Source organism: Sphingobium sp. Ant17, from assembly GCF_000588875.1.
Classification (GTDB): domain Bacteria; phylum Pseudomonadota; class Alphaproteobacteria; order Sphingomonadales; family Sphingomonadaceae; genus Sphingobium.
Genome location: NZ_JEMV01000030.1, coordinates 44,848 through 66,286, shown reverse-complemented (window position 1 = coordinate 66,286; position 21,439 = coordinate 44,848). Strand labels below are relative to the sequence as shown.

23 protein-coding genes and 4 pseudogenes are annotated in these 21,439 nt (G+C 65.4%); 11 read left to right on the top strand and 16 right to left on the bottom strand.

The window, feature by feature from the left end:
• The 4 genes and pseudogenes from BF95_RS14415 to BF95_RS14400 all read right to left on the bottom strand — a co-directional run.
• Nucleotides 1–260: pseudogene (locus BF95_RS14415) on the bottom strand (cell envelope biogenesis protein TolA); the annotation flags it as partial.
• Between the two features lie 10 nt (nucleotides 261–270).
• On the bottom strand, nucleotides 271–753 hold the full coding sequence (gene tolR / locus BF95_RS14410) for a protein TolR (RefSeq protein WP_043152102.1): 483 nt from the start codon (nucleotides 751–753) through the stop codon (nucleotides 271–273).
• A 139-nt stretch (nucleotides 754–892) separates the two neighbouring features.
• Nucleotides 893–1,600, bottom strand: coding sequence for a protein TolQ (tolQ, locus tag BF95_RS14405; RefSeq protein WP_043152101.1), 708 nt, complete (start codon nucleotides 1,598–1,600; stop codon nucleotides 893–895).
• A complete protein-coding gene (locus tag BF95_RS14400) occupies nucleotides 1,597–2,067 on the bottom strand; it encodes a YbgC/FadM family acyl-CoA thioesterase (RefSeq protein ID WP_043152100.1) in 471 nt (156 codons plus the stop codon). Before BF95_RS14400 ends, tolQ begins: the two co-directional genes overlap by 4 nt.
• A 170-nt stretch (nucleotides 2,068–2,237) precedes the next feature.
• On the opposite strand from BF95_RS14400, the gene BF95_RS14395 reads away from it, so the two are divergent.
• A complete protein-coding gene (locus BF95_RS14395) occupies nucleotides 2,238–3,116 on the top strand; it encodes a 3-hydroxyacyl-CoA dehydrogenase NAD-binding domain-containing protein (protein ID WP_043152099.1) in 879 nt (292 codons plus the stop codon).
• A gap of 135 nt (nucleotides 3,117–3,251) precedes the next feature.
• Here the strand turns inward: BF95_RS14395 and pspF are convergent, their stop codons facing one another.
• Nucleotides 3,252–4,274: a phage shock protein operon transcriptional activator gene (gene pspF / locus BF95_RS14390; RefSeq protein ID WP_043152097.1), complete on the bottom strand. Its 1,023-nt coding sequence runs from the start codon at nucleotides 4,272–4,274 to the stop codon at nucleotides 3,252–3,254.
• Nucleotides 4,275–4,459: 185 nt separating this feature from the next.
• On the opposite strand from pspF, the gene BF95_RS28305 reads away from it, so the two are divergent.
• From BF95_RS28305 to BF95_RS14350, 8 genes are read left to right on the top strand one after another with little or no spacing between them, the layout of a single operon-like run.
• Complete coding sequence (locus BF95_RS28305) at nucleotides 4,460–4,636, top strand: hypothetical protein (protein WP_200866972.1); 177 nt, start codon at nucleotides 4,460–4,462, stop codon at nucleotides 4,634–4,636.
• A gap of 49 nt (nucleotides 4,637–4,685) precedes the next feature.
• On the top strand, nucleotides 4,686–5,354 hold the full coding sequence (gene pspA / locus BF95_RS14380; protein ID WP_043152094.1) for a phage shock protein PspA: 669 nt from the start codon (nucleotides 4,686–4,688) through the stop codon (nucleotides 5,352–5,354).
• 4 nt (nucleotides 5,355–5,358) lie between these two features.
• Nucleotides 5,359–5,625: an envelope stress response membrane protein PspB gene (pspB, locus tag BF95_RS14375; RefSeq protein ID WP_037474273.1), complete on the top strand. Its 267-nt coding sequence runs from the start codon at nucleotides 5,359–5,361 to the stop codon at nucleotides 5,623–5,625.
• Nucleotide 5,626: 1 nt separating this feature from the next.
• The gene (pspC, locus tag BF95_RS14370; RefSeq protein ID WP_043152093.1) at nucleotides 5,627–6,007 is read left to right on the top strand and encodes an envelope stress response membrane protein PspC; all 381 of its coding nucleotides are present in this window, start codon (nucleotides 5,627–5,629) and stop codon (nucleotides 6,005–6,007) included.
• A 30-nt stretch (nucleotides 6,008–6,037) separates the two neighbouring features.
• The gene (locus BF95_RS14365; RefSeq protein ID WP_043152092.1) at nucleotides 6,038–6,328 is read left to right on the top strand and encodes a hypothetical protein; all 291 of its coding nucleotides are present in this window, start codon (nucleotides 6,038–6,040) and stop codon (nucleotides 6,326–6,328) included.
• A 27-nt stretch (nucleotides 6,329–6,355) separates the two neighbouring features.
• Entirely contained in the window at nucleotides 6,356–6,667 is a 312-nt protein-coding gene (locus BF95_RS14360) for a hypothetical protein (RefSeq protein WP_043152091.1), read from the top strand.
• Between the two features lie 29 nt (nucleotides 6,668–6,696).
• Nucleotides 6,697–6,948: a hypothetical protein gene (locus tag BF95_RS14355; RefSeq protein WP_043152089.1), complete on the top strand. Its 252-nt coding sequence runs from the start codon at nucleotides 6,697–6,699 to the stop codon at nucleotides 6,946–6,948.
• A 29-nt stretch (nucleotides 6,949–6,977) separates the two neighbouring features.
• A complete protein-coding gene (locus BF95_RS14350) occupies nucleotides 6,978–7,211 on the top strand; it encodes a hypothetical protein (protein WP_043152088.1) in 234 nt (77 codons plus the stop codon).
• A 110-nt stretch (nucleotides 7,212–7,321) separates the two neighbouring features.
• On the opposite strand, the gene BF95_RS14345 is transcribed toward BF95_RS14350, so the two are convergent.
• Together BF95_RS14345 and BF95_RS14340 are read right to left on the bottom strand one after the other, a co-directional pair.
• Nucleotides 7,322–8,899 carry a peptide chain release factor 3 gene (locus BF95_RS14345; protein WP_043152086.1) on the bottom strand — a complete coding sequence of 526 codons (1,578 nt, stop codon included), beginning with the start codon at nucleotides 8,897–8,899 and terminating at the stop codon, nucleotides 7,322–7,324.
• Nucleotides 8,900–9,022: 123 nt separating this feature from the next.
• Nucleotides 9,023–9,907, bottom strand: a complete 885-nt coding sequence (locus BF95_RS14340; protein WP_043152084.1) for an aldose 1-epimerase family protein — start codon at nucleotides 9,905–9,907, stop codon at nucleotides 9,023–9,025.
• A 122-nt stretch (nucleotides 9,908–10,029) separates the two neighbouring features.
• Between BF95_RS14340 and BF95_RS14335 the strand changes: the two genes are divergently transcribed.
• Nucleotides 10,030–10,569 (top strand): hypothetical protein, encoded by a 540-nt coding sequence (locus BF95_RS14335; RefSeq protein ID WP_043152117.1) that lies wholly within the window; start codon nucleotides 10,030–10,032, stop codon nucleotides 10,567–10,569.
• 42 nt (nucleotides 10,570–10,611) lie between these two features.
• Here BF95_RS14335 and pheT read toward each other — a convergent pair.
• The 6 genes and pseudogenes from pheT to rpmI all read right to left on the bottom strand — a co-directional run bounded on the left by pheT (nucleotide 10,612) and on the right by rpmI (nucleotide 16,021).
• Nucleotides 10,612–13,028, bottom strand: a pseudogene (gene pheT / locus BF95_RS14330) (phenylalanine--tRNA ligase subunit beta).
• Nucleotides 13,025–14,118, bottom strand: a pseudogene (gene pheS, locus BF95_RS14325) (phenylalanine--tRNA ligase subunit alpha). The pseudogenes pheT and pheS overlap by 4 nt, the downstream one beginning before the upstream one ends.
• Nucleotides 14,119–14,183: 65 nt before the next feature.
• A complete protein-coding gene (locus BF95_RS14320; RefSeq protein WP_043152083.1) occupies nucleotides 14,184–14,510 on the bottom strand; it encodes a GIY-YIG nuclease family protein in 327 nt (108 codons plus the stop codon).
• Nucleotides 14,511–14,611: 101 nt separating this feature from the next.
• Nucleotides 14,612–15,226: a LysE family translocator gene (locus BF95_RS14315; RefSeq protein ID WP_043152081.1), complete on the bottom strand. Its 615-nt coding sequence runs from the start codon at nucleotides 15,224–15,226 to the stop codon at nucleotides 14,612–14,614.
• 215 nt (nucleotides 15,227–15,441) lie between these two features.
• Nucleotides 15,442–15,804 carry a 50S ribosomal protein L20 gene (rplT, locus tag BF95_RS14310; RefSeq protein WP_043152080.1) on the bottom strand — a complete coding sequence of 121 codons (363 nt, stop codon included), beginning with the start codon at nucleotides 15,802–15,804 and terminating at the stop codon, nucleotides 15,442–15,444.
• 13 nt (nucleotides 15,805–15,817) lie between these two features.
• The gene (gene rpmI / locus BF95_RS14305; protein ID WP_004208916.1) at nucleotides 15,818–16,021 is read right to left on the bottom strand and encodes a 50S ribosomal protein L35; all 204 of its coding nucleotides are present in this window, start codon (nucleotides 16,019–16,021) and stop codon (nucleotides 15,818–15,820) included.
• A 177-nt stretch (nucleotides 16,022–16,198) separates the two neighbouring features.
• Here rpmI and BF95_RS14300 point away from each other — a divergent pair, with 177 nt between their 5' ends.
• Nucleotides 16,199–18,346, top strand: a complete 2,148-nt coding sequence (locus BF95_RS14300; protein ID WP_043152078.1) for an AsmA family protein — start codon at nucleotides 16,199–16,201, stop codon at nucleotides 18,344–18,346.
• 94 nt (nucleotides 18,347–18,440) lie between these two features.
• Here the strand turns inward: BF95_RS14300 and hisN are convergent, their stop codons facing one another.
• From hisN to cbiB, 3 genes and pseudogenes are all read right to left on the bottom strand, one after another.
• The gene (gene hisN, locus BF95_RS14295) at nucleotides 18,441–19,256 is read right to left on the bottom strand and encodes a histidinol-phosphatase (RefSeq protein WP_043152076.1); all 816 of its coding nucleotides are present in this window, start codon (nucleotides 19,254–19,256) and stop codon (nucleotides 18,441–18,443) included.
• 11 nt (nucleotides 19,257–19,267) lie between these two features.
• Nucleotides 19,268–19,818 (bottom strand): annotated as a pseudogene (gene cobU, locus BF95_RS14290) (bifunctional adenosylcobinamide kinase/adenosylcobinamide-phosphate guanylyltransferase).
• Between the two features lie 14 nt (nucleotides 19,819–19,832).
• Nucleotides 19,833–21,422, bottom strand: coding sequence for an adenosylcobinamide-phosphate synthase CbiB (gene cbiB / locus BF95_RS31090; protein ID WP_443018370.1), 1,590 nt, complete (start codon nucleotides 21,420–21,422; stop codon nucleotides 19,833–19,835).
• Between the last annotated feature and the right edge of the window lie 17 nt (nucleotides 21,423–21,439).

The following is a 21,439-nucleotide window of genomic DNA, read 5'->3' as shown; positions in this document are numbered from 1 at the left end:
GGCGCGGGGGTAGGTTCCGGCGCGGGCGCGGCGTCTTCGGTCGGTCCCTGTTCCGGCGCGATGCTGGGCGGCGGTGGGGCGGTCGAGATTTGCGGTGCGGTCGATTGCAGCGCGACTTCGTCCACCATGGAGACTTCCATCGGCGGGGTCTTGAGCTTCAACGGGTTGGGGGTCGCCAGAAACCCGGCCGACAACAGCCCGAACAGCAGGACATGCCCCGCTGTCGCGAGGCCTAAACCAATCTTTTCCGCGCGCTCCATTCGGCTTACCCTATGGCCTCTCGCCTGAACCGTCGCTGGCTAAACCGTCGCTGGCTGCATCGTCGGGCGACGAGACCAGCGAAACCTTGTTCAGGCCGGCGCGGTTGAGTTCGGCCATGACCCGCATGACGCGGCCATAATCCAGCCCCTTGTCGGCGCGCAGGAAGATTTGCGGGGCTTCGGGCTTGCCCGCATTGGCGGCGACGATTTCAGCGAGCCGGTCGGGCAGGTCGGCGTCGGCAACCACAGTGTCATCGACATAGGTCGCGCCGTCGCGGTCGATGGAGACGACCGTGGGCTTGGCATCCTGATCCAGCCCCTGGGCGCGGGTTTCGGGCAGGTTGACGGGCACGCCGGTCACCAGCAGCGGGGCCGTGACCATGAAGATGATCAGCAGCACCAGCATGACGTCGACCAGCGGCGTGACGTTGATGTCGGCCATGGGCGCGCGGCCGCGACCCCGGCGGGCGGAGGGAGGGCCGGACATGGCCATTAGCGGGGGACTCCGACATGCATACCCGTTCGGGCTGAGCGAAGTCGAAGCCGTTCACTGAGCGAAGCGAAGTAACCTCCCTTCGGTCGGTCGAGCCCTTCGACTTCGCTCAGGGCGAACGGAAGTTGTGCATGGCCGGTCATCGCTGGGCCTCCAACTCGCGGCTCAAGGTCGCGTAGAAGCTGTCGGCGAAGCGGGTGAGGGCGGATTCGAGGCGGTTTATGCCGTGGCTGAAGCGGTTATAGGCGATGACCGCCGGGATGGCGGCAAAAAGCCCGATGGCGGTGGCGAACAAGGCCTCGGCAATGCCCGGCGCGACGACGGCGAGCGAGCTATTCTGTTCCGCGGCGATCGCGGTGAAGGCGCGCATGATGCCCCAGACCGTGCCGAACAGGCCGACGAAGGGGGCGACCGAGCCGACCGTTGCCAGGATGTTGAGCCGGTCGGACAGCCGGTCGATCTCCGCCGCGATGGTGCTGGACATGGCGGTGGCGAGCCGGTCGCGCGTGCCGTCGCGATCGACGACCTTCTGCGCGGTCGAGCGCCGCCATTCGGTGACGCCCGCCGCCATCACCTTGGCCGCGGGATGCTCCACCTTGCCACGGGTTTCGTAGAAACGGTCGATATCCTCCGCCTTCCAGAAATCCGCCTCGAATTTGCGGCTTTCCTTGCTGGCGCGGCGCAGGCTGACCGAAAAGCCGATGATGATCGCCCAGGTCCAGATGCTGGCCAGCAACAGGCCCAGCATCACCCCCTTCACGACGATGTCGGCCTGAAGGAACAGGGCCAGCGGGGAAATGGTGGCGGCGTCGGCCACCGCGGCGACGTCTGGCAGGTTGAGGGTCATGGGTGGAGGTCTTCCCCTTGGCAAAGGCGGCTGAAAATATCGGTCCAGGCTTTAGGTTGCCGTTGCGGGCGACCCTGCGGTGTCAGCCATGCAACGCAAATGCTGGCGTCGGTCAACTGTTCGTCGCCGCGCATGACTGACTGATGAATGGTGCAGGTCGCTGCGCTCACCTGAGCCACGCGGCTGACCACCATCAGGTCGTCGTCCAGCCGGGCGGGGCGGCGATAGCGGATCTGCAGGTCGGTGACGGCATAGACGCCAGTGCCGGCTTCATGCGCGGCGCGCTGGTCGATCTGCGCCAGGCGCAGCATGTCGGACCGGGCGCGCTCCATATAGCGCAGATAATTGGCGTGATAGACGAGGCCCGACAGGTCGGTATCCTCGAAATAGATACGCAACGGGAAATGATGCACGGCCGCGATGAAGCGTCCGGTCGCGGGAGAGGGCATCATTTCGGCAACAATCATGGCGGGCTTTTAACCATGGGCAGCGGTCGAGGCAAAGGCCGAAACGTCCTTCCCCCGCGCAACAGGCGCATTTTGTCGCCTGCGCTTTTTGGGGAGTGCGCCGCTCTGGCCCCCGACGGGGCGGGGCGCTAGGATGAGGGGGACGAGTTGAGCCAGGGAGAGAGAGCAACATGACGGATATTCGCACGGTAGGCGTGATCGGCGCGGGGCAGATGGGCGCAGGGATCGCGCAGGTGGCGGCGCAGGCGGGCTATGACGTGATCCTGTCGGACATCGACCTGCCCCGCGCGGAAAAGGGGCTGGCGGGGATCGCCAAGCTGCTGGCGCGGGCGGTGGAGAAGGAAAAGATCAGCAAGGCCGATGCCGATGCGGCTTTGGCGCGCATCCGGCCGGTGGGCGAGATCGCGCCGCTGGCCGACGCGCAGCTGGTGATCGAGGCGGCGACCGAGCGCGAAGAGGTGAAGCGCGCGATCTTCGCCAATGTCGGGCCGCTGCTGGCGGATGATGCGATCCTGGCGACCAATACGTCGTCCATTCCCATCACCCGGCTGGCGCAGGCCGCGCCCGATGCGGGGCGCTTTGTGGGGGTGCATTTCTTCAATCCGGTGCCGGTGATGGTGCTGGTGGAGGTCATTCGCGGGCTCGCCACGACGCCGGAGACGGTGGCGGCGGTCGAGGGCTTTGCCGGGCGGATCGGCAAGACGGTGGTGCAGGCGTTCGACGCGCCGGGCTTTGTGGTCAACCGCATCCTGCTGCCGATGCTGAACGAAGCGGTGTTCGTGCTGGGCGAGGGCGTGGGTAGCGTGGTCGATATCGACATGGGCTGCAAGCTGGGGCTCAATCATCCGATGGGGCCGCTGACGCTGCTCGATTTCGTCGGGTTGGATACGGCGCTGGAAATATTGAACGTGTTCCTGAGCACCACGGGCGATCCCAAATATCGCCCCGCGCCGCTGCTGGTGAAATATGTCGAGGCGGGCTGGTATGGCCGCAAGACCGGGCGAGGCTTCTACGATTATTCGGGCGCGGAGCCTGTGCCGACGCGGTGAGGGTTGGCCTGATTTATCGACCGTCATCCCAGCGAAAGCTGGGATCCATGGGCGCAACCTTAGGGGCGTCGAGGCGACGTAGCGGCTCATGAATCCTGACTTTCGTCAGGATGACGGGTTGAGGGGTGGGCGGAGTTAGCCTGCGCTCAGGCTATGTTTCTTCATGCAGTGGCGGAGCTGGTCGTAGGTGAGGCCCAGGCCCTTGGCGGTGGCGCGTTGGTTGAAGCGGTAGCGGTCGAGGGCGGCGGTGATGATCGCGGATTCATAGGCGTCGACGGCGGCGCGCAGGTCGCAAATGTCGTCGACGGACGCGGCAGCGGCCTTGGCGGTCGGCACCGGCGGGTCGCAGGGGTCGGCGGTGCGCGGCATGAGCGGCTTGGGCTTCCAGGGGGAGGCGAAGGGGTCGAAGGTGATGCGGCTGATCGGCCGGTTGGGCGCGTCCCAGCGATAGACGGCGCGTTCGATCACGTTGCGCAATTCGCGGACATTGCCGGGCCAGGCATAGGCCTCCAGTTCGGCGAGCGTCGCGGCATCGAAGCCGGGCCATTGCGGCCAGGCGAGTTCGGCGGCCATGCGCCGCCCGAAATGATCGACCAGCACCGGCACATCGCCTTCGCGCGCGCGCAGGGGCGGCAAGGTGATGACCTCGAAGCTCAGCCGGTCGAGCAGATCGGGGCGGAAGCGCCCGGCATCGGCGGCGGCGGGCAGATCGTCATTGGTCGCAGCGACGATGCGGACATCGACGCGCAGCGGCTTGGACGCGCCGATGCGGGTGACTTCGCCATATTCGACCACGCGCAGCAACCGTTCCTGCGCCGCCATAGACAGGGTGCCGAGTTCATCGAGGAACAGCGTGCCGCCATCGGCTTCCTCGAACCGGCCGGGTCGCGCGCGGTTGGCACCGGTGAAGGCGCCCTGTTCATGGCCGAACAATTCGGCTTCGATCAGGGTTTCGGGCAGCGCGGCGCAATTCATGACGATCAAGGGTTCGCCCCAGCGCGGCGACAAGTGATGCAGTCGCTCGGCGATCAGTTCCTTGCCGGTCCCGCGCTCGCCGATCACCAGCACCGGGCGGTTGAGTTCGGCCGCGCGGCCCGCCAGTTCGACGGCGTCGAGAAAGGCCAAGGACTGGCCGACGAAATGGGTCGTTTTCTCCATACACCAACTTATGGTGAAATTTCCCACCTTGTCGCAAGCGAAATTCCGCACTCGACCGAAATGAACTGTCAGAAATGGCGGAAATCCGTGCCTTTCGGCAATTTGGCACGGCCCCTGCAAAGCTATGGGCAATCCGCAGATAATCGCGGAAATCTATGAAGGCCAAGGTTCAGGGAGTGCGTATAATGGAAGACAACAGCAACAGCGTTCGCGAAATCGGTCAACTGATGTCGGTCGCCATCGCCGCCCTGCTGGTAGGATCGACCCTGATCCTGGCAGCCGTCGGCCCGGCCCGCGCCAGCGAAACCCCGATACTCGCGAGCGAAACCCACAATCCGGCGACCCTGCGCTATCTGGCGTAAGACAAGCCCGGTCGTTTCAAAAGCTACCAAGACCAGGAGTGACGTTAAGATGGGTATTTTTTCCCGCACCCGCGACATCATCGCCGCCAATGTGACCGACCTGCTCGACAAGGCGGAAGATCCGGCGAAGATGATCCGCATGATCATCCTCGAAATGGAGGAAACCCTGGTCGAAGTGCGCGCGTCCGCCGCCCGCACCATCGCCGACCAGAAGGAAATGCGCCGCCACATCGCCAAGCTGACCGCGTTGCAGGACAGCTGGACCGAAAAGGCGCAGCTGGCTTTGTCCAAGGATCGCGAAGACCTGGCCAAGGCGGCGCTCGTCGAACGGCAGAAGGCGACCGACATGGCCGAGCATCTGAGCCATGAAATCGAGACGCTGGACGAAGCGCTGCGCGCCGCCGAAGAGGATATCGCCAAGCTGCAGGCCAAGCTGCGCGAAGCGCGCGTGCGTCAGAACAGCCTGGTCACCCGGATGCAGAGCGCGGAAAACCGCCTGCGGGTGCGCGAAGCCTATGCCGGCGAGAAGGTCAACGAGGCGTTTGCGCGCTTCGACATGCTGGAACGCCGGGTCGATATGGCCGAAGGCCGCGCCGACGCGATGGACCTGGGCAGCACCCCCAAGACGCTGGAAGAAGAGATTGCCGAGTTGAAGTCCGCCGACAAGGTGGATGCCGATCTCGCCGCGCTCAAGGCCAGCATGCATAGGGAAGGCTGATCCGATGGAGGAGATTTTTCTGCCCATCATCGTCTGCGGCATGCTGTTCATCGGCATGCCGTGGCTGATCTTCCACTATGTCACCAAGTGGAAGCAGGCCCCCAAGATCACCGACGAGGATGAGAAGCTGCTGGATGAACTCCACCTTCTCGCCCGTCGGATGGAAGAGCGGCTCCAGACGGTCGAACGGATCGTTGCTGCCGACAATCCCGATTTCCGCCCGCATCGCCCGCAGGAGCCGGGCGAATTCACCTTCGACCGGAGAAACTGACATGACCGCCCGCCGCACCAAATTCTACCTCAACAAGGCCGACGGCAAATGGATGGGCGTCTGTTCCGGCATTGCCGACTATAGCGGGATCGATGTCGTATGGGTCCGCGTCGGCGCGGTGCTCATCACGCTGATGGGGGCTTTCCCCTGGACGCTGATCGCCTATTTCGCCGCCGCCTATTTCGCCGACAACAAGCCATCGGGGCTTTACGCCGATCGCGACGACGAAAAATTCTGGCAGGGTGTGCGGACCAATCCGACCCGCTCCACCCGCGACGTGCGGTCCAAGTTCCGCGATATCGATCGCCGCCTCGCCGACATCGAAATCTATTATACCAGCCGCAACACGCGCCTGGCCGATGAAATCGATCGTCTGCGCTAAGCAGCCTGGGGCAAAACAGGGAGACTAATCATGAATGTCGGTGGACCTTTCTTTGTTCTGGCCATCATCGCGATATCGACGCTGGGCTGGATGTTCACCACCTGGGTCCGTGCCCGCCACGGCTATCCGGTGGAAAATGAATGGACCGGCACCGTTGATCGAACGGACGCCGCCGCTGGTCGAAAAATCGACCTGCTGTCGCGCGAAAACGAAAAGCTGGTGGGCAAGATCGGCCGCCTGGAAGAACGCATCGCCGTGCTGGAGCGGATCGCCACCGATCCCGCCACCCGCACCGCGCGCGACATCGAGGCGCTGCGCTGAGGCGCGGTTGGCAAGGGAGTAGAGACGATGTTTCCATTTGAAGATTTTGCGCAAGTCGGAATGATCCTGGGCGCGCTCGCCATTGGCGGCTGGATATTCACGACCTGGTTGCGGGTGAAAAATGGCTATCCGCTGGAAAATAGCTGGGGCAAGCCGATCTATCCGCAGAAAAACGAGGAAATGGTCGAGCGCATCAAATTGCTGAGCCAGGAAAATGCCCAGCTGCGCGCCGAGATCGGGTCGATGAAGGATCGGCTCATCGTGGTCGAGCGGATCGTCACCGACGAGAGCCACCAGCTGACCCGCGAGATCGAGCAGCTGCGCGGCGTCGCCAACTGATCCCGGAAGAAGAACAGGGAGTTAAGGGAATGGGACCGTTTGAAATGGTTGTCGCCATCGTCGCGATCACCGCCATCGCCAGCATCATCCGCGCGCGTTACGGCGTGGTCCGGCACGACAAGGGCGAAACGCTGGTCGCACGCGGCCCCGACCCCGATACCGAGCGGCTGCGCGCCGAGGTGAAGGGGCTGAAAGAGCGGGTCGCGGTGCTGGAACGGTTGGCGACCGATGGCTCCACCGCGCTGGAGCGGGAATTTGAAAAGCTGCGGGACCGCGACTGAGCGCGGTTCGCATCGACAGGGAGGCACATATGCAGGACCCCTATCTTTATCTGGCCATGGCCCTGACCACCCTGGCGGGCGTGGCGATCATCGCGGTGGCGGCCTTGCGCGGCTGGGACGGCTGGCTGGCGCTCAAGCGCGCCGAACTGACCCGCCATGCCGACGACGCCGCGCCGCCATCGGCGGTCGCGCGCATCGAGGTCGCCGACCTCAAGGAACGCATCCGCAAGCTGGAGGCGATCGCGGCGGGGGTTGATTTGTGAGGCGTGCTGGGCGGGCTTAGGTCGAAAAAAACGTCAAGTAGAATATGGGCTTAGCGTTCCTCGGCGAAGGCGCCGGGGAACAATGGCAGGACGAACGGGTCGAGGGTGCCTTACCGTTCGCGCGTGGCGCTGAAGGTGACTTTGGGGTGGCGTTCCTGCTGATAGCCGATGTCCCAGGCGCTTTTGGCCATGAAGACGAGATTGTCGTCGCGGTCCTTGGCCATATTGGCATTGTTGTAGGACACCATCTCCTTGATCGCCGCTTCGTCGCCGCCGATCCAGCGGGCGGTGTCGAAGGGTGAGGCTTCCAGCACGGCCGCAACCTTATATTCCGCGTCGAGACGCGAGATCAGCACTTCGAGCTGGAGCTGGCCGACGACGCCGACGATCCACTGGCTGCCGATTTCGGGATAGAAGACCTGGATCACCCCCTCTTCGGACAGATCGTCCAGCGCCTTGCGCAATTGCTTGGTCTTGGTCGGGTCTTTCAACTGGACGCGGCGCAGGATTTCGGGCGCGAAATTGGGCAGGCCGGTGAAGCGCAGGCCGGGCTTTTCGGACAGCGTATCGCCGACGCGCAGCGCGCCATGATTGGGAATGCCGATGATGTCGCCGGGGAAGGCCTCGTCCGCCAGTTCGCGATCCTGCGCGAAGAAGAGAATGGGCGAATGGACGGCGAGCGGCTTGCCCGACCCTGACGGGGTCAGCTTCATGCCGCGTTTGAACTTGCCTGAGACGAGGCGCATGAAGGCGATGCGGTCGCGATGCTGCGGGTCCATATTGGCCTGCACCTTGAAGATGAAGCCGGTGACTTCGCTGGCGTCCGGTTCGACGGCAGCGGGTTCGGCCGGTTGCGCGCGCGGTGGCGGCGCATGGGCGGCGAGCGCGTCGATCAATTCGGTGACGCCGAATAATTTGAGCGCCGATCCGAAATAGACCGGGGTCAGGTCGCCCTGCCGATAGCGATCCAAGTCGAAGCTCGCATAGCCGCCCTGCGACAGTTCCGCTTCTTCGCGCAGCCGTTCGAGCGCGCGGGGGGAGAGGAATTCGCCGAGTTTGGGATCATCGAGGCCGGTAAACTGATGGCGGGTGCCGTCAAATTCCTTGGACGGGCCGGTCGGTTGCATCAGGCGGTTGGTGGCGAAGTCGTAAATGCCTTCAAATTCGCCGCCCATGCCGACCGGCCAGCTCATCGGGCAGACGTCGAGCTGCAGCTGGTCGGCGACCTCGTCGAGCAGGCCGAAGGTTTCGCGGCCTTCGCGATCGACCTTGTTGACGAAGGTGATGATGGGCAGGTTGCGCAGGCGGCAGACCTCGAACAATTTGCGGGTCTGCGGCTCGATGCCCTTGGCCGCGTCGATCACCATGACGGCGCTGTCGACGGCGGTCAGGGTGCGGTAGGTATCTTCGGAGAAATCCTCATGCCCCGGCGTGTCGAGCAGGTTGAAGGTGATCGTCTCGCCATCGCGCGTCCGTTCGAACGTCATGACCGAGGAGGTGACGGAAATGCCGCGCTGCTGCTCGATCTTCATCCAGTCCGACCGGGCGCGGCGGTTCGCCCCGCGCGCCTTGACCTCACCCGCCAGATGGATCGCGCCGCCTTCCAGCAGCAGCTTTTCCGTCAGCGTGGTCTTGCCGGCGTCAGGGTGGGAAATGATCGCGAAGGTGCGGCGGGATGGGATGGTCATGTCTTGCGGCTCTTGAAAACATCCGTTCGCCCTGAGCTTGTCGAAGGGCTGCACTTCTCTTTGCGAAGAAAAGACAGGGCTTCGACAGGCTCAGCCCGAACGGAATTCTTTGAAGGCCGCCCGTTACACGTCCACAAGGCTGACGTCCATGCGGAAGCTGCGGGCGTTGCCGGGGGGGAGCGCCATGATGCCCTGCTTGGCCCAGACGTCGCCGGTAAAGCCGACCAGGTCGGCCATCCCGGCCCAGGGTTCGACGCACAGATAATGCGCGCCGGGCTTTTGCCACAGGCCAAGCCAGGGTGTGTCGGGGAAGTCGATCCGCAGCCGGGGCTGGCCGGGGACGCCCCAGAGGAGCGATCGGCTGGCGAGGTCATCCCAGATCAGCGCGTCGCCCGCGAACAGCGCATGGGTGGGGGCGAGGCTGTTGCCCTCGACCGGGGAAGGCGCGTGCTCGCGGGCGATGAGGCCCGGTTCGTCGCCGACTTTGCGGATGGGCGCGGGTTCGGGGCATTCAAAGACGATACGATGCTCTTCGACGCGGCCGCCATAGGGCAGCGGCCAGGCAAAGGCGGGGTGATAGCCAAAGGAGAAGGGCATGACTGTGTCGCCCCGATTGGAGACGGTGGCGGTCATGTGCAGCGTCGCGTCGATCAGCGCGAACGCCATGTCGAGGCGGAAGTCGAAGGGATAGATGGCGCGGCTGGCGTCGTCCGCCTCCAGCCGGAACAGCGCGCTATCGTCGCTCTGGTCCACGACCGCGAAGGCGCTGCGGCGGGCAAAGCCATGTTGCGGCATGGGATAGTCCTGGCCATCCAGCCGATAGACATCGCCGCGCGACCGGCCGACGAAGGGGAAGAGCAGCGGCGCGTGGCCGGTCCACCAGCGCGGGTCGGCATCGGTCATCAGGTCGCGACCCTGCGCGTCCCGAAGCGATTGGAGTTCGGCCCCCAGCGGGCTGATGGCGGCGGACAAAGCGGGCGAGGCGATGGATATGCGGGCGTCGGACAAGGGGGGCTCCTGCGTCTATATCCATCCGCATAGCGATGCGGCATGGGCCTGTCTGCCCCGGCAATCGTTTCGTCTGGGAACCGAAACCGTTGGTCGCGGGTTTGGCGATCGGGAGAAATATCATGAAATCATTTATCGCTGCTGCCACCCTGTCCCTGCTGCTGTCGGGGGCGGCGCTGGCGCAGGACAAGGACAAGCCAAGGGACGATACGCTGGACCGGGCGGGCGAGATCGCCAGCCAGCCGGTGCGCGACATCGGCCTGGAAAAGGACGAGATTCCGCCGGTGCTGCTCAAGGCAGTGGACAATCCCTATGCGACGCCGCCGTCGCGCACCTGCACCGGGCTGAACCGGGGACTGGGCGAATTGAACGCGGTGCTGGGCGATGACTTCGTGGTCGGCAAGGATGCGAACGAGAATCGGACGGGCAAGATCGCGTCTGCCGTCGGCAAGACGGTGGTCAATTCGCTGATCCCGTTCCGCGGGCTGGTGCGCGAGATCAGCGGCGCGGCCCCGGCCGAGCGGCGCTTGCAGGCGGCGGTGACGGCGGGAATCGCGCGGCGCGGCTATCTGCGCGGAATGGCGGCGGCCAAGGGCTGCAAGATCGCCCCGATCGCGCCGCCGGTGGTGGCGAAGCCCAAGAAGGACGACGATAAGAAGTAAGCCGCGTTCCCCGGCCATGGGCCGGGGAAACAGCCTATTGGATTATCCCCGCAGGACGCCGCCCAGTTTCTGGGCGGCTTTCACGATGGCGGCGCTGATCGCGTCGAGATCGTCCTGGGTGAAGCTCTTGTCGCCGGGTTGTAGCGTGACTTCGATGGCGAGGCTCTTGTGGCCGTCCTCCACGCCTGGTCCGGTGAAGACGTCGAACAGGCGCGCGTCGACGATCGCCTTCTTGTCCGCGCCCTTGACCGCGCGGACCAGCGCGTCGGCTTCCTGCTGTTCCGGCACGACGAAGGCGAAGTCACGCTTCACCGCCTGCAACGCGGGCGGCGCGTAGGGCGCGCGCATGAAGCCCGATTTGCGCTTGCCCGGAATGGCATCCAGGAAGATTTCGCCCGCAACCACCGTGCCGCTAAGCCCGAACTGCTTGGCGAGGGCGGGGTGCAGCACGCCATATTCGGCGAGGATCACCTTGGGACCAAGGCGCAGTGTGCCCGACTGGCCGGGATGATAAGCACCGGAGGCCTCCCCGAAATTCTGCAGATTGGCGACCGGCGCGCCCGCCGCCGCGAGCAAGGCGACGACTTCGCCCTTGGCATCGAAGGCGGAGAAAGGCTGCGCCTTGCCGGTCTGCCAGCCGCGCGGGGACTGATCGCCCGCCAGCACGAAGCCGACCGTCGCGCGCTCGCCCTGCTTGAAATAGCGTCGGCCAAGCTCGAACAAGCGCACCGACGAGGCACCACGATCCATGTTGCGGCGGGTTGCGGACAGTAGGCCGGGCAGCAGCGAGGGGCGCATGACCTTGAGGTCTTCGGAGATCGGGTTGGCCAGCACCCAGTCACCGCCGCCGACCGATGCGGCTTCCTTTTCGGAGAGGAAGGACCAGTTGATCGCTTCGGACAGGCCGCGCGCGGCGGCGGTGCGGCGCACGCGGCGTTCGACCAATTGTTCGGGCGTGGCGGTGGGGCGGGCGACGCCTGGCACACGCGGCAGCGGGGTGGAGGGGACATGGTCCAGCCCGACGATCCGCACCACTTCCTCGACCAGGTCGGGCCAGCCATCGACGTCGCGGCGCCAGCTTGGCACGGTGACCGCCCAATAGCCGGGCAGGCTGACGGGCATGCCATCCTGATAGTCGAAACTTGCGGCCTCGCCGGTAACGGTAAAGCCGAGACTGGTCAGGATGCGCTTCTGTTCGTCGGCGGGGACATCGACACCGGCCAGCGCCAGACACTGGTCGGGATCATAGTCGATGACCTTGGGGGTGAGCGGCGGGCTGCCCGCGCGCGTCGGTTCGCTGGCGGTGCCGCCGCACAGATGGATGACCAGGCTGGTGGCGATCGACAGGCCATCGTCGAGGAAGGCGGGATCGACCCCGCGTTCGAAGCGGCCGCGCGCGTCGGAGGTGAGGGTCAGCTTCTGCCCCGTCATCGCGATCCGTTCGGGCGTGAAATAGGCGCATTCGATCAGCACGTCGGTGGTGCCATCCTGCGCGCCCGAATGTTCGCCGCCCATGATGCCGCCAATATCGTGGACCGCTGCATCGTCGGCAATCACGGTCATCGTGTCATCGACGGTGTAGGTCTTGCCGTTGAGCGCCAGCACTTGCTCGCCGGGCTTGCCCTTGCGCGCGACCAGGCCGCCCTTGAGGCTGGCCATGTCATAGACGTGCAGCGGGCGGCCAAGGTCGATCATGATATAGTTTGTGATATCGACCAGGGTGCTGATCGGCTTCTGGCCGATGGCCTTCAACCGCCGCGCCATCCATTCGGGCGACGTGCCGTTGGTGACGCCGCGCACGGTGCGGGCGTAGAAGGCAGGGCAGCCTTCGGCATCGTCGGTGCGCACGTCCGGGCCGGGGGCGACGCCTGCGATCGGCGGCACGATCAGCGCGTTGAGCGTGCCGAGGCCCGCAGCGGCGAGATCGCGCGCGATGCCGCGCACGCCCATGCAATCCTGGCGATTGGGGGTGATCGACACGTCGATGACCGGATCATTGAGGCCCGCCCAGTCGGCATAGACCTGCCCCACCGGCGCATCGCCCGGCAGTTCGATGATGCCGTCATGATCGTCGCCCAGTTCCAGCTCGCGCGAGGAACACATCATGCCGTTGGAATCGACGCCGCGAATCGCGGTCTTTTTCAGCACCATGCCGTTGGACGGCACGACCGCGCCCTCCGTCCCGAACACGCCGAGCAAGCCTGCGCGCGCATTGGGTGCGCCGCACACGACCTGCAGCGGGGTGCCGTCGCCCTGATCGACGGTCAGCACTTGCAGCTTGTCCGCCTGCGGATGGGGATCGGCGGTCAGCACGCGCGCGATTTTGAACGCGGCGAGCTTTTCGGCGGGGTTTTCGACGCCGTCCACCTCCAGGCCGATGGCGTTGAGCTTCTTGAGGATCGTCGCCAGGTCGCATCGGTGGCGAGATGCGTCTTGAGCCAGCTGAGCGTGAACTTCATGCGCCTACTCCTCCGCTGAGCGTGGGCACGTCGAGCGCGGAGAAGCCATAATGTTTGAGCCAGCGCAGGTCGCCGTCGAAGAAGGCACGCAAGTCGTTCATCCCATATTTGAGCATGGCGAGCCGGTCGACCCCGGTGCCGAAGGCGAAACCCTGCCACTCGTCGGGGTCGAGGCCACAGCTTTCGATCACGCGGCGGTTGACCATGCCGCTGCCCAGCACTTCGAGCCAGCCGCCATCGGGCGCATCGCCGTCGCCGCCGATGACGCGCTGGCCATTGGTGAGCGTATAGCCGACATCGACCTCGACCGAGGGTTCGGTGAAGGGGAAGTAGCTGGGGCGCAGGCGCAGGACGATATCCTCGCGCTCGAAGAAAGCCTTGAGGAAGGTTTCGAGCGTCCACTTCAGATGACCGAGCGTGATGCCCTTGTCGATCACCAGCCCTTCGATCTGGTGGAACATCGGCGTGTGGGTCGCGTCGCTATCGCTGCGATAGACGCGGCCGGGCGCGATGATGCGGATCGGCGGGGGCGTGCCGTTCATCATCGTGCGGATCTGGACCGGGGAGGTGTGGGTGCGCAACAGCATCCGCTTCTGCCCGTCCTCGTCCGGGAAGTAGAAGGTGTCGTGCATCGCGCGCGCCGGATGCGTTTCGGGGATGTTGAGCGCGGTGAAATTATGCCAGTCGTCCTCGATCTCCGGCCCGGTGGCGACGGAGAAGCCAGATCGGCGAAGATTTCGGCCAGTTCGTCCATCACCTGACTGACCGGGTGAACGCTGCCTTGCGGCCCCAGATCGGCGGGCAGGGTCATGTCGATCTTTTCCGACGCCAGGCGCGCGTCGAGCGCCGCGCTTTCCAGCGCCGCCTTGCGCGCGGCGATGGCGGCGGTGACGGATTCGCGCAGATCCTGAATCGGCGGGCCTTGTTCCAGCCGCTCCTGCGGCGACATCGGTCCCAGCGTCTTGAGCAGGCCGGTGATGACCCCATTCTTGCCCAACGCCCCGACCCGCAACGCCTCCACCGCGTCCGGCGTGTCGGCGGCGTCGATGTCGGCGATCAGCCCGGCTTTCAATGCGCTAATGTCTGTCATCATTATCCTGTCACCACCATCTCGTCATTCCCGCGAAGGCGGGAACCCATCTCCCGACCTGTCGGTCAGTCGCAGCGCAGAGTAGGCAAAGGCTCATAGCCAAAGCCCAACGCCAGATCGTCCCAGTCGGGATTACCGGCTTCGATAAGCGCGATCTTCCACGGCCTGTTCCATTTCTTGATCCGCTTCTCCCGCAGGATGGCGCTGTCCATACTGTCATGCGGTTCAAACCAGACCAGGCGCTTGATGCCGTAGTCTTTGGTGAAGCCTTCGATCAAGCCGTTTCGGTGTTCATAGAGTCGCTTTATAAGGTCAGATGTGACCCCTGTGTAGAGCGCCCCGTTCCTGCGACTGGCCAGAAGATAGACGGTTGGGCTGATCTCGCGCTTCATACAGGCCCCCGGAGATGGGTCCCCGCCTTCGCGGGGATGACGGAAATAAAGAGCGGGAATGACTAAATAAGAGGCGGGAATGACGGCGTGAGAAGTTTAACCTACGCCCGCGCGCCGAGCAACGCGCCGCCGAAGCCGATGAACATGACACCGGTCGCGCGGTTGAAGAGGCGTTGGCGGTTGGCAGGGGCGAGCCAGCGGGCGAGGCGGAGGCCGCCGAGCGCATAGACGCTGTACCAGAAACTCTCGATCACCACGAAGGTCAGCACCAGGATGGCCAGCTGGATGCCGAAGGGGCGGTCGGTGTCGATGAACTGGGGGAAGAGCGCGGCGGCGAAGATGATGAGCTTGGGATTGGAGAGGCCCGTGAGCAGGCCCGTGGCGAAGAGGGCATGGTGCGAACGGGCGGGGGCGGCGACGGCGGCGTCGCCGACCGGTGCGCGCCAGGCCTTGATCCCCAACCAGACGAGATAGGCGACGCCGGCATAGCGTAGCACATCGAACAGGCGCGGCGAAGTTTTGAGCAGCGCGCCAAGGCCCAGCGCCGAAGCCGCGAGGCACAGCAGCACCGCGCTCATCAGGCCCGCCATCGTCGCCATCGCCTTGCGCGGGCCGTGCTGAATGCTCTGCGTCATCACATGCAGCATGTTCGGCCCCGGCGTGGCGGAGATGAGGAAGACGGCGGTGACATAGAGCCACCAGAGATGCAGCGACATGGGGTGGTCCTTGGATGTTCGGTCAGCTTCCCAATCCGTTCGGGCTGAGCGAAGTCGAAGCCCCCGCCTGAGCGAAGCGAAGGCACCTCACTCCGTTCGGTGATGCCCTTCGACTTCGCTCAGGGCGAACGGGGAGATGGACGTTGCAACAAACAAAAAGGGCGCCGGAAGCATCTGCCCCGGCGCCCTTTTGACGATCTTGCGATCGATCGGCCTTAGGCTGCGGGCAGGGCAGCCTTGGCTTGGGCGATGATGACGCTGAACGCCTCGCCTTCGTGCATCGCGATGTCGGCCAGAACCTTGCGGTCCAGCTGCACACCGGCGAGCTTCAAGCCATGCATGAACTGCGAATAGGTCAGGCCTTCAGCGCGGACACCCGCGTTGATGCGCTGAATCCATAGGCCACGGAAGCTGCGCTTCTTGACCTTGCGATCGCGGTAAGCGTACTGGCCGGCCTTTTCGACGGCCTGACGGGCGATACGGATGGTATTCTTGCGACGGCCATAATAGCCCTTCGCCTGTACCAGAAGCCGCTTATGCTTGGCGCGGGTGGTTACACCCCGTTTGACGCGTGCCATTGTCCCTTACTCCTTACTTGAGGCCGTAGGGTGCCCAGAGGCGGACGTGAGCCACGTCGGCATCGGACAGCACGGAAGTACCACGGTTCTGGCGAATATATTTGGCGTTATGGCTGATCAGACGGTGACGCTTGCCAGCGACGCCGTGCTTGACCTTGCCGGAAGCGGTGAACTTGAAGCGCTTCTTCACACCGCTCTTGGTCTTGAGCTTGGGCATTTTCGTCTCCTTTGCGTAGCGCGACGATTACAGACAGCCCCGGCAGCCCTAGTTAGCCGGGCGGTCCCACTGAATATCGCGAAGGGCGCGCCATAAGGGGCGGCCGGGGAAAAGGCAAGCGATTCGCGCTTTGGGGGTCGCGGGAGCCATTTGACGGGCTGGGGCGTTGAGCGCGCGATGGTCGATGGTGAGTCCGAAATAGCTAAGCGGCCGGCGGCCGTGCGTCATCACGCGACGCGTGCGCGCGAACGGTGGCGCAGATTGCCGCTGCCGGTGAAGACCCTGCTCGGCATCCTGGGCTTCCTCTTTGCGATCTGGCTGATCCTCTTCATCACCAAGGGGCGCTTCCTCAAACGGCCGTTCGAACAGATCGTCGGCAGCCAGCTCGAACGCGACGTGCGTGTCGGCGGCGATTTCCAGCTCTATTTCGCGCCCTTCTCCATCAAGCTGCTCGCCGAAAAGGCGCGCATCGCCAACCTGCCCTGGGCGAGCCAGCCCGACCTGTTCCGCGCCGACCTGATCGATGCGCGGATCGCGCCGTTCAGCCTGATTTTCGGCGACCGGGCGCGGTTATCGTGGCTGGAACTGCGCAACGGCGCGGTGGACCTGGAATGGTCGCGCGATCACAAGCGCAATACATGGACGCTGGGTGACCCTAATGCCGATGGCGAGCCGATGACGATGCCGCTGATCCGGCAGGCGCGGCTGGCAGGCACGACGCTGCGCTATCGCGATCCGCAAATGGAGTTGAACGCCGATATCGGGTTCGAGACGGTAAGGGCGAAGGATACCCGCTTTGCCAGCGACGTGCGGCTGTCGGGCACGGGCAGCATGCGGGGCAAGCCGTTCGACCTCAAGGGCAGCCTATTGTCCCCCAACGCCACGGTGTCGGGCGGCAAGAACAGCCTGGTGCTGCGCGCGGAGGCCGGCGCGACGGTGGTGGATGTCACCGGTACGCTGCGCGGCGCGACCGACCTGGAAGGCAGCGACCTGCAATTGGTGACGCGCGGGCCGAACCTCCGCCAACTGTTCGATTTCCTGGGTGCGGCGATCCCCGATACGCGCCGCTATCGCTTTACCTCGGCGCTGACCAAGGTGGGCGACGAGTGGCGCTTCACCCGGTTGAAGGGGCGCTTTGGCGATAGCGACCTGAGCGGGCGCTTTACCGCGTCGCTGCCCAATGGGCGCCTGTTGCTGACGGCGGACCTGGCGACCCAGACGCTCGACATCATCGATGTCGCGCCCTTCTTTGGCTATGATCCTGCGAAGATCGAGAAGCAGGGGGCCGCTGGCGCGATCGAGACGGTGCAGGGCACCCCGCGTGTCCTGCCCGACACACCGTTGCGGGTCGAGGCGATCCGCAATTTCGATGCGACGGTCGCATATAAGGTCAAGCGGGTGCGGGCGCAGCATGTCCCGATCTCGGATATCGACCTGTCGCTGAAACTGGATCGCAGCGTGTTGACGCTGTCGCCGCTGACTTTCGCCATGTCGGGCGGGCAGGTCGCGTCGGATATCGAGATCAACGCGCGCGGCGCGCCGGTGCGGACGACTTATGACATTCGGCTGGCCCCGACGCCGATGGGCACGTTGCTGGCGCGCTGGGGCGTGGAGCAATCGGGCACCACCGGCACGATCAAGGGCCGGATACAGATGACTGGCCTTGGCGATACGCTGCATGATTCGCTGGCGACATCGAACGGACGGATCGCGGTGATATTGCCCGCAGGCACGATGTGGGCGCGCAATGTGCAATTGTCGGAACTCGACATCGGCACTTTTGCGACCAAGATGTTTTCCGGCAAGCTCAAGGAGCCGGTGCAGATTAATTGCGGGCTGATCGCCTTTACCGTGCGCAATGGCGTGGCGGCGGCGGACCCGATCCTGATCGATACCAAGAAGAATGTCATGATCGGGCGGGGCGGCTTTTCGTTCCGCAACGAGCGGCTGGACATCGCCTTCCGCGCGGACAGCAAGAAGATCAGCCTGTTTTCCGGCCAGTCGCCGATCGGCATCAATGGCTATTTCGCCAGGCCCGGCATGGCGGTCGTCAGCCCCGAACTGATGGCGCGCGGTGGCGCGGCGTTGGGATTGGCCGTGGTCGGTACGCCGCTGGCGGCGGTGCTGGCCTTTGCCGATGTGGGCGATGCCAAGGGCGCAGCCTGCGGGCCGATCCTGTCCGGGGCCAATGCGGTGGCGCAGCGCACCAAGCGCGGCAATCCCCGCGACGATGTCGGCCAGGGCACGACCGCGAAGGACGAAAAGGGCGAGGGCAGCAAGAGCGAGCAGCAGAGCCAGAAGAAGAAGTTTCTGGGGATTTTTTGAGGGGGCTGAGGGTGCGCTATCGCCCCAGCATCGACGCTCGGCTTCGCCTCGCTCCCCCTCCCCCAACCCCTCCCCGCCGGGAGGGGAGCCATACTTAATGGTCGTGGCTATGATCGTGCGGGGTGCTGGCGAGGGCTTCGAGCACATCTTCCAGCCGGGCGGGGTCGCCGAGCGCCAGGACATGGCCGTCGCTGTCCGCCGTCAGTGGTTCGCCATTCCAGTCGCACATCAGGCCGCCTGCGCCCTCGACCACAGGCACCAGAGCGGCAAAGTCATAGCTTTGCAGGCCCGATTCGATGACGATGTCGAGAAAGCCGGAGGCGAGCAGGCCATAATTATAGCAGTCGCCACCATAGACCGGCCCCTGGCGCGGAGCGCCGCCGGAAACGGTCGCGACCAGTGCCATATAATGCGGCACGTCGCCATCGGCGAAGAGGTGCGGGCTGGTGGTGGCGATGCCAGCGCCTTCCAGCGCGCGGCAGGTGCGGGTGCGGATCGGTTGGCCGTTGAAGGTCGTGGGCTGGCCGGACATGCCCGCCCAGCGTTCGCGCGCGATCGGCTGGTCGATGAGGCCGACGGTCGGCCACCCTCCTTGCGTCAGCGCGATCAGCGTGCCGAAGATCGGCCGTCCGGCGATGAAGCTGCGTGTGCCGTCGATCGGGTCGAGAATCCAGACCCGCTCGGCATCCTCGCGCACCGATCCATATTCTTCGCCGATGATGCCGTCACCGGGCCGTTCCTTTTCCAGGATCGCTCGGATCGCGGCTTCGGCGGCGCGGTCGGCCTCGGTCACCGGCGACTTGTCGGCCTTCAGCTCCATGTCGTAGCGGGCGCGAAAGAAGGGGCGGATGGCTTCGCCCGCCGCATCGGCAAGGCGGTGGGCCAGGGTCAGATCGTCACGGGTGGTCATGGCCTCGTGACCTAGCCGGTTGCGCCCGGTTGCGCCAGAGGGGCGGCCCCCTTGAGCGTGAGCGGCAGGCCTGCGGCGAGGAACTGGACTTCGCGCACGGAGGCGGCGACGCGCTGGTTGAGCAGCCCTGCGGCATCGCGGAAGCGGCGGGCGAGCGCATTGTCAGGCACGATGCCGAGGCCGACTTCATTGGCGACGAGGATGACGGGGCCGGGCGCGGCGGTGATGGCGGCGATCAGATCGTCAGTTGCGGCGTCGATGTCCCGATCCGCGAGCAGCAGGTTGGAGGTCCAGAGCGTCAGGCAATCAATGAGCAGCACGCGGCCCGGCGCGGCGTGGGTGCGGATTGCGTCGGCGAGCGCCATCGGCGCTTCGACCGTATGCCACAGGGCATCGCGATCCTGCTGGTGGCGGATGATGCGGTCGTGCATTTCGTCGTCAAAGGCTGCGCCGTGGCGATGAAGCAGCGGTCGAGGCCGGTCGCTTCGGCGCGGGCCTGCGCATAGCGGCTCTTGCCCGATCGCGCGCCGCCCAGCACCAGCAGGCTATGATCTATGGTCATGTCCGTCTTCTCCTTCATGCCAACCATGCCCACAGCCCGGCGATCAGCCAGAGCAGCAGGCAGGCGCGGATTGTGATGCGCAGCGCCCGGTGGATATCCCGGGCATCGGCCTGCGCCCTCCCGTCGCCGATCCAGGGCTTGGGGCAAGCGACGCCATCATAGGCGATCGGCCCGGCGAGGCGCAGGCGCAAGGCCCCCGCCATCGCCGCTTCGGTCCAGCCCGCATTGGGAGAGGCATGCGCGCGCGCGTGGCGCCGCAGGATGCGCCATCCGCCGCCGCCCGCGATGCAGATTAATGCCCCGCCGATCCGCGCGGGCAGCAGGTTGAGCAGATCGTCGCTGCGCGCCGCCGCCCAGCCGAACGCCCGCCAGCGCGGTTCGCGATGGCCGATCAGGCTGTCGGCGGTGTTGATCGCCTTATAGGCCCAGACGCCGGGCAGGCCGAGCAGCAACAGCCAGAAGAGCGGCGCTACGATGCCGTCGCAGAAGCTTTCCGCCAGGCTTTCGATCGCGGCGCGGGCGACGCCGCTGGCATCGAGCGCATCGGTATCGCGGCCGACGATACGGGCGACCTGCTGGCGGGCGCGGGGCAGGTCGTCGGCGGCAAGCGCCTGCGCCACGGCGCGGACATGGTCGAACAGGCTGCGCTGGGCGAGCGCGGGAAAGGCGAGCAGGGCAAGAAGTAGCCAGCCATAGGGGCCGCACAGGTGCAGGATGGTGGTCTGCACGATCCAGCCGCCGCCCGCTGCAACGATCAGGAGGAGCAGGACCGTGGCGATGCCGCCCAAGCGGCGGGTGGCGTCGCGTCCGTGCGGGCGGTTCCAGCGCGCCTCGCACCCGTCGATGAGGCGCGCAAAAAGCCCGACCGGGTGGCCGATCCGCGCATATAGCCAGGCGGGCCAGCCGATCGCGGCGTCGAGCATCAGGGCGACGAGCGCGACCGGCTCAGCATGGCGCAGCGCCGCTTCGAGCCGGTCGGAGGCGGCGGCATTGGCGGGCAGGCCGATGCGTAGCCAGCGGGGTTGCTCGGTGAAGGGGCGGGTGAGGATGGCGCGGCGGGCGAGACGCTCGAACAATGCGGGGGCGTCGTCGGTTTCGATCAGGCGGAACATGGGGCAAGTGCCGATCGGGCGGTAGCCGCAGCGGATCAGTAGCGCGTCGAGGATGTCGGCCTGTTGTGCAAGGCGCTGACGGGTGGCGGCGATCCAGGGCTGGTCGCGATAGGCGGCGGTGCCGATGGCGATGGCCGGGGCGGAGAGTGGCCATGCTCCCAGCTTGCGGCGGACGGCGGCGAGGATCGCGGGCGGGCCGATCACAAAGCCGAGCCGCACGCCTGCAAGCCCGAAAAATTTGCCGAAGGAGCGGAAGACCAGCAGGCGGCGGTCGTCAACAACCTGATCGGCAAAGCTGATCGTCGGGTCGGCATCGGCAAAGGCTTCGTCGAGGATCAGCCAGCCCTCGCCGCCGCGCCGTGCGAGCAGGTCGTGCAGGGCGGGGCGGTCGAAGCGATGGCCGTCCGGGTTGTTGGGGTTGGCGAGGATCAGTGTCTGGTCGTCGGCCGCGGCCAGATGGGCGCGGCTAACCGGTGTGCTACCGACGATCATCTCGCCATGGGTGCGAT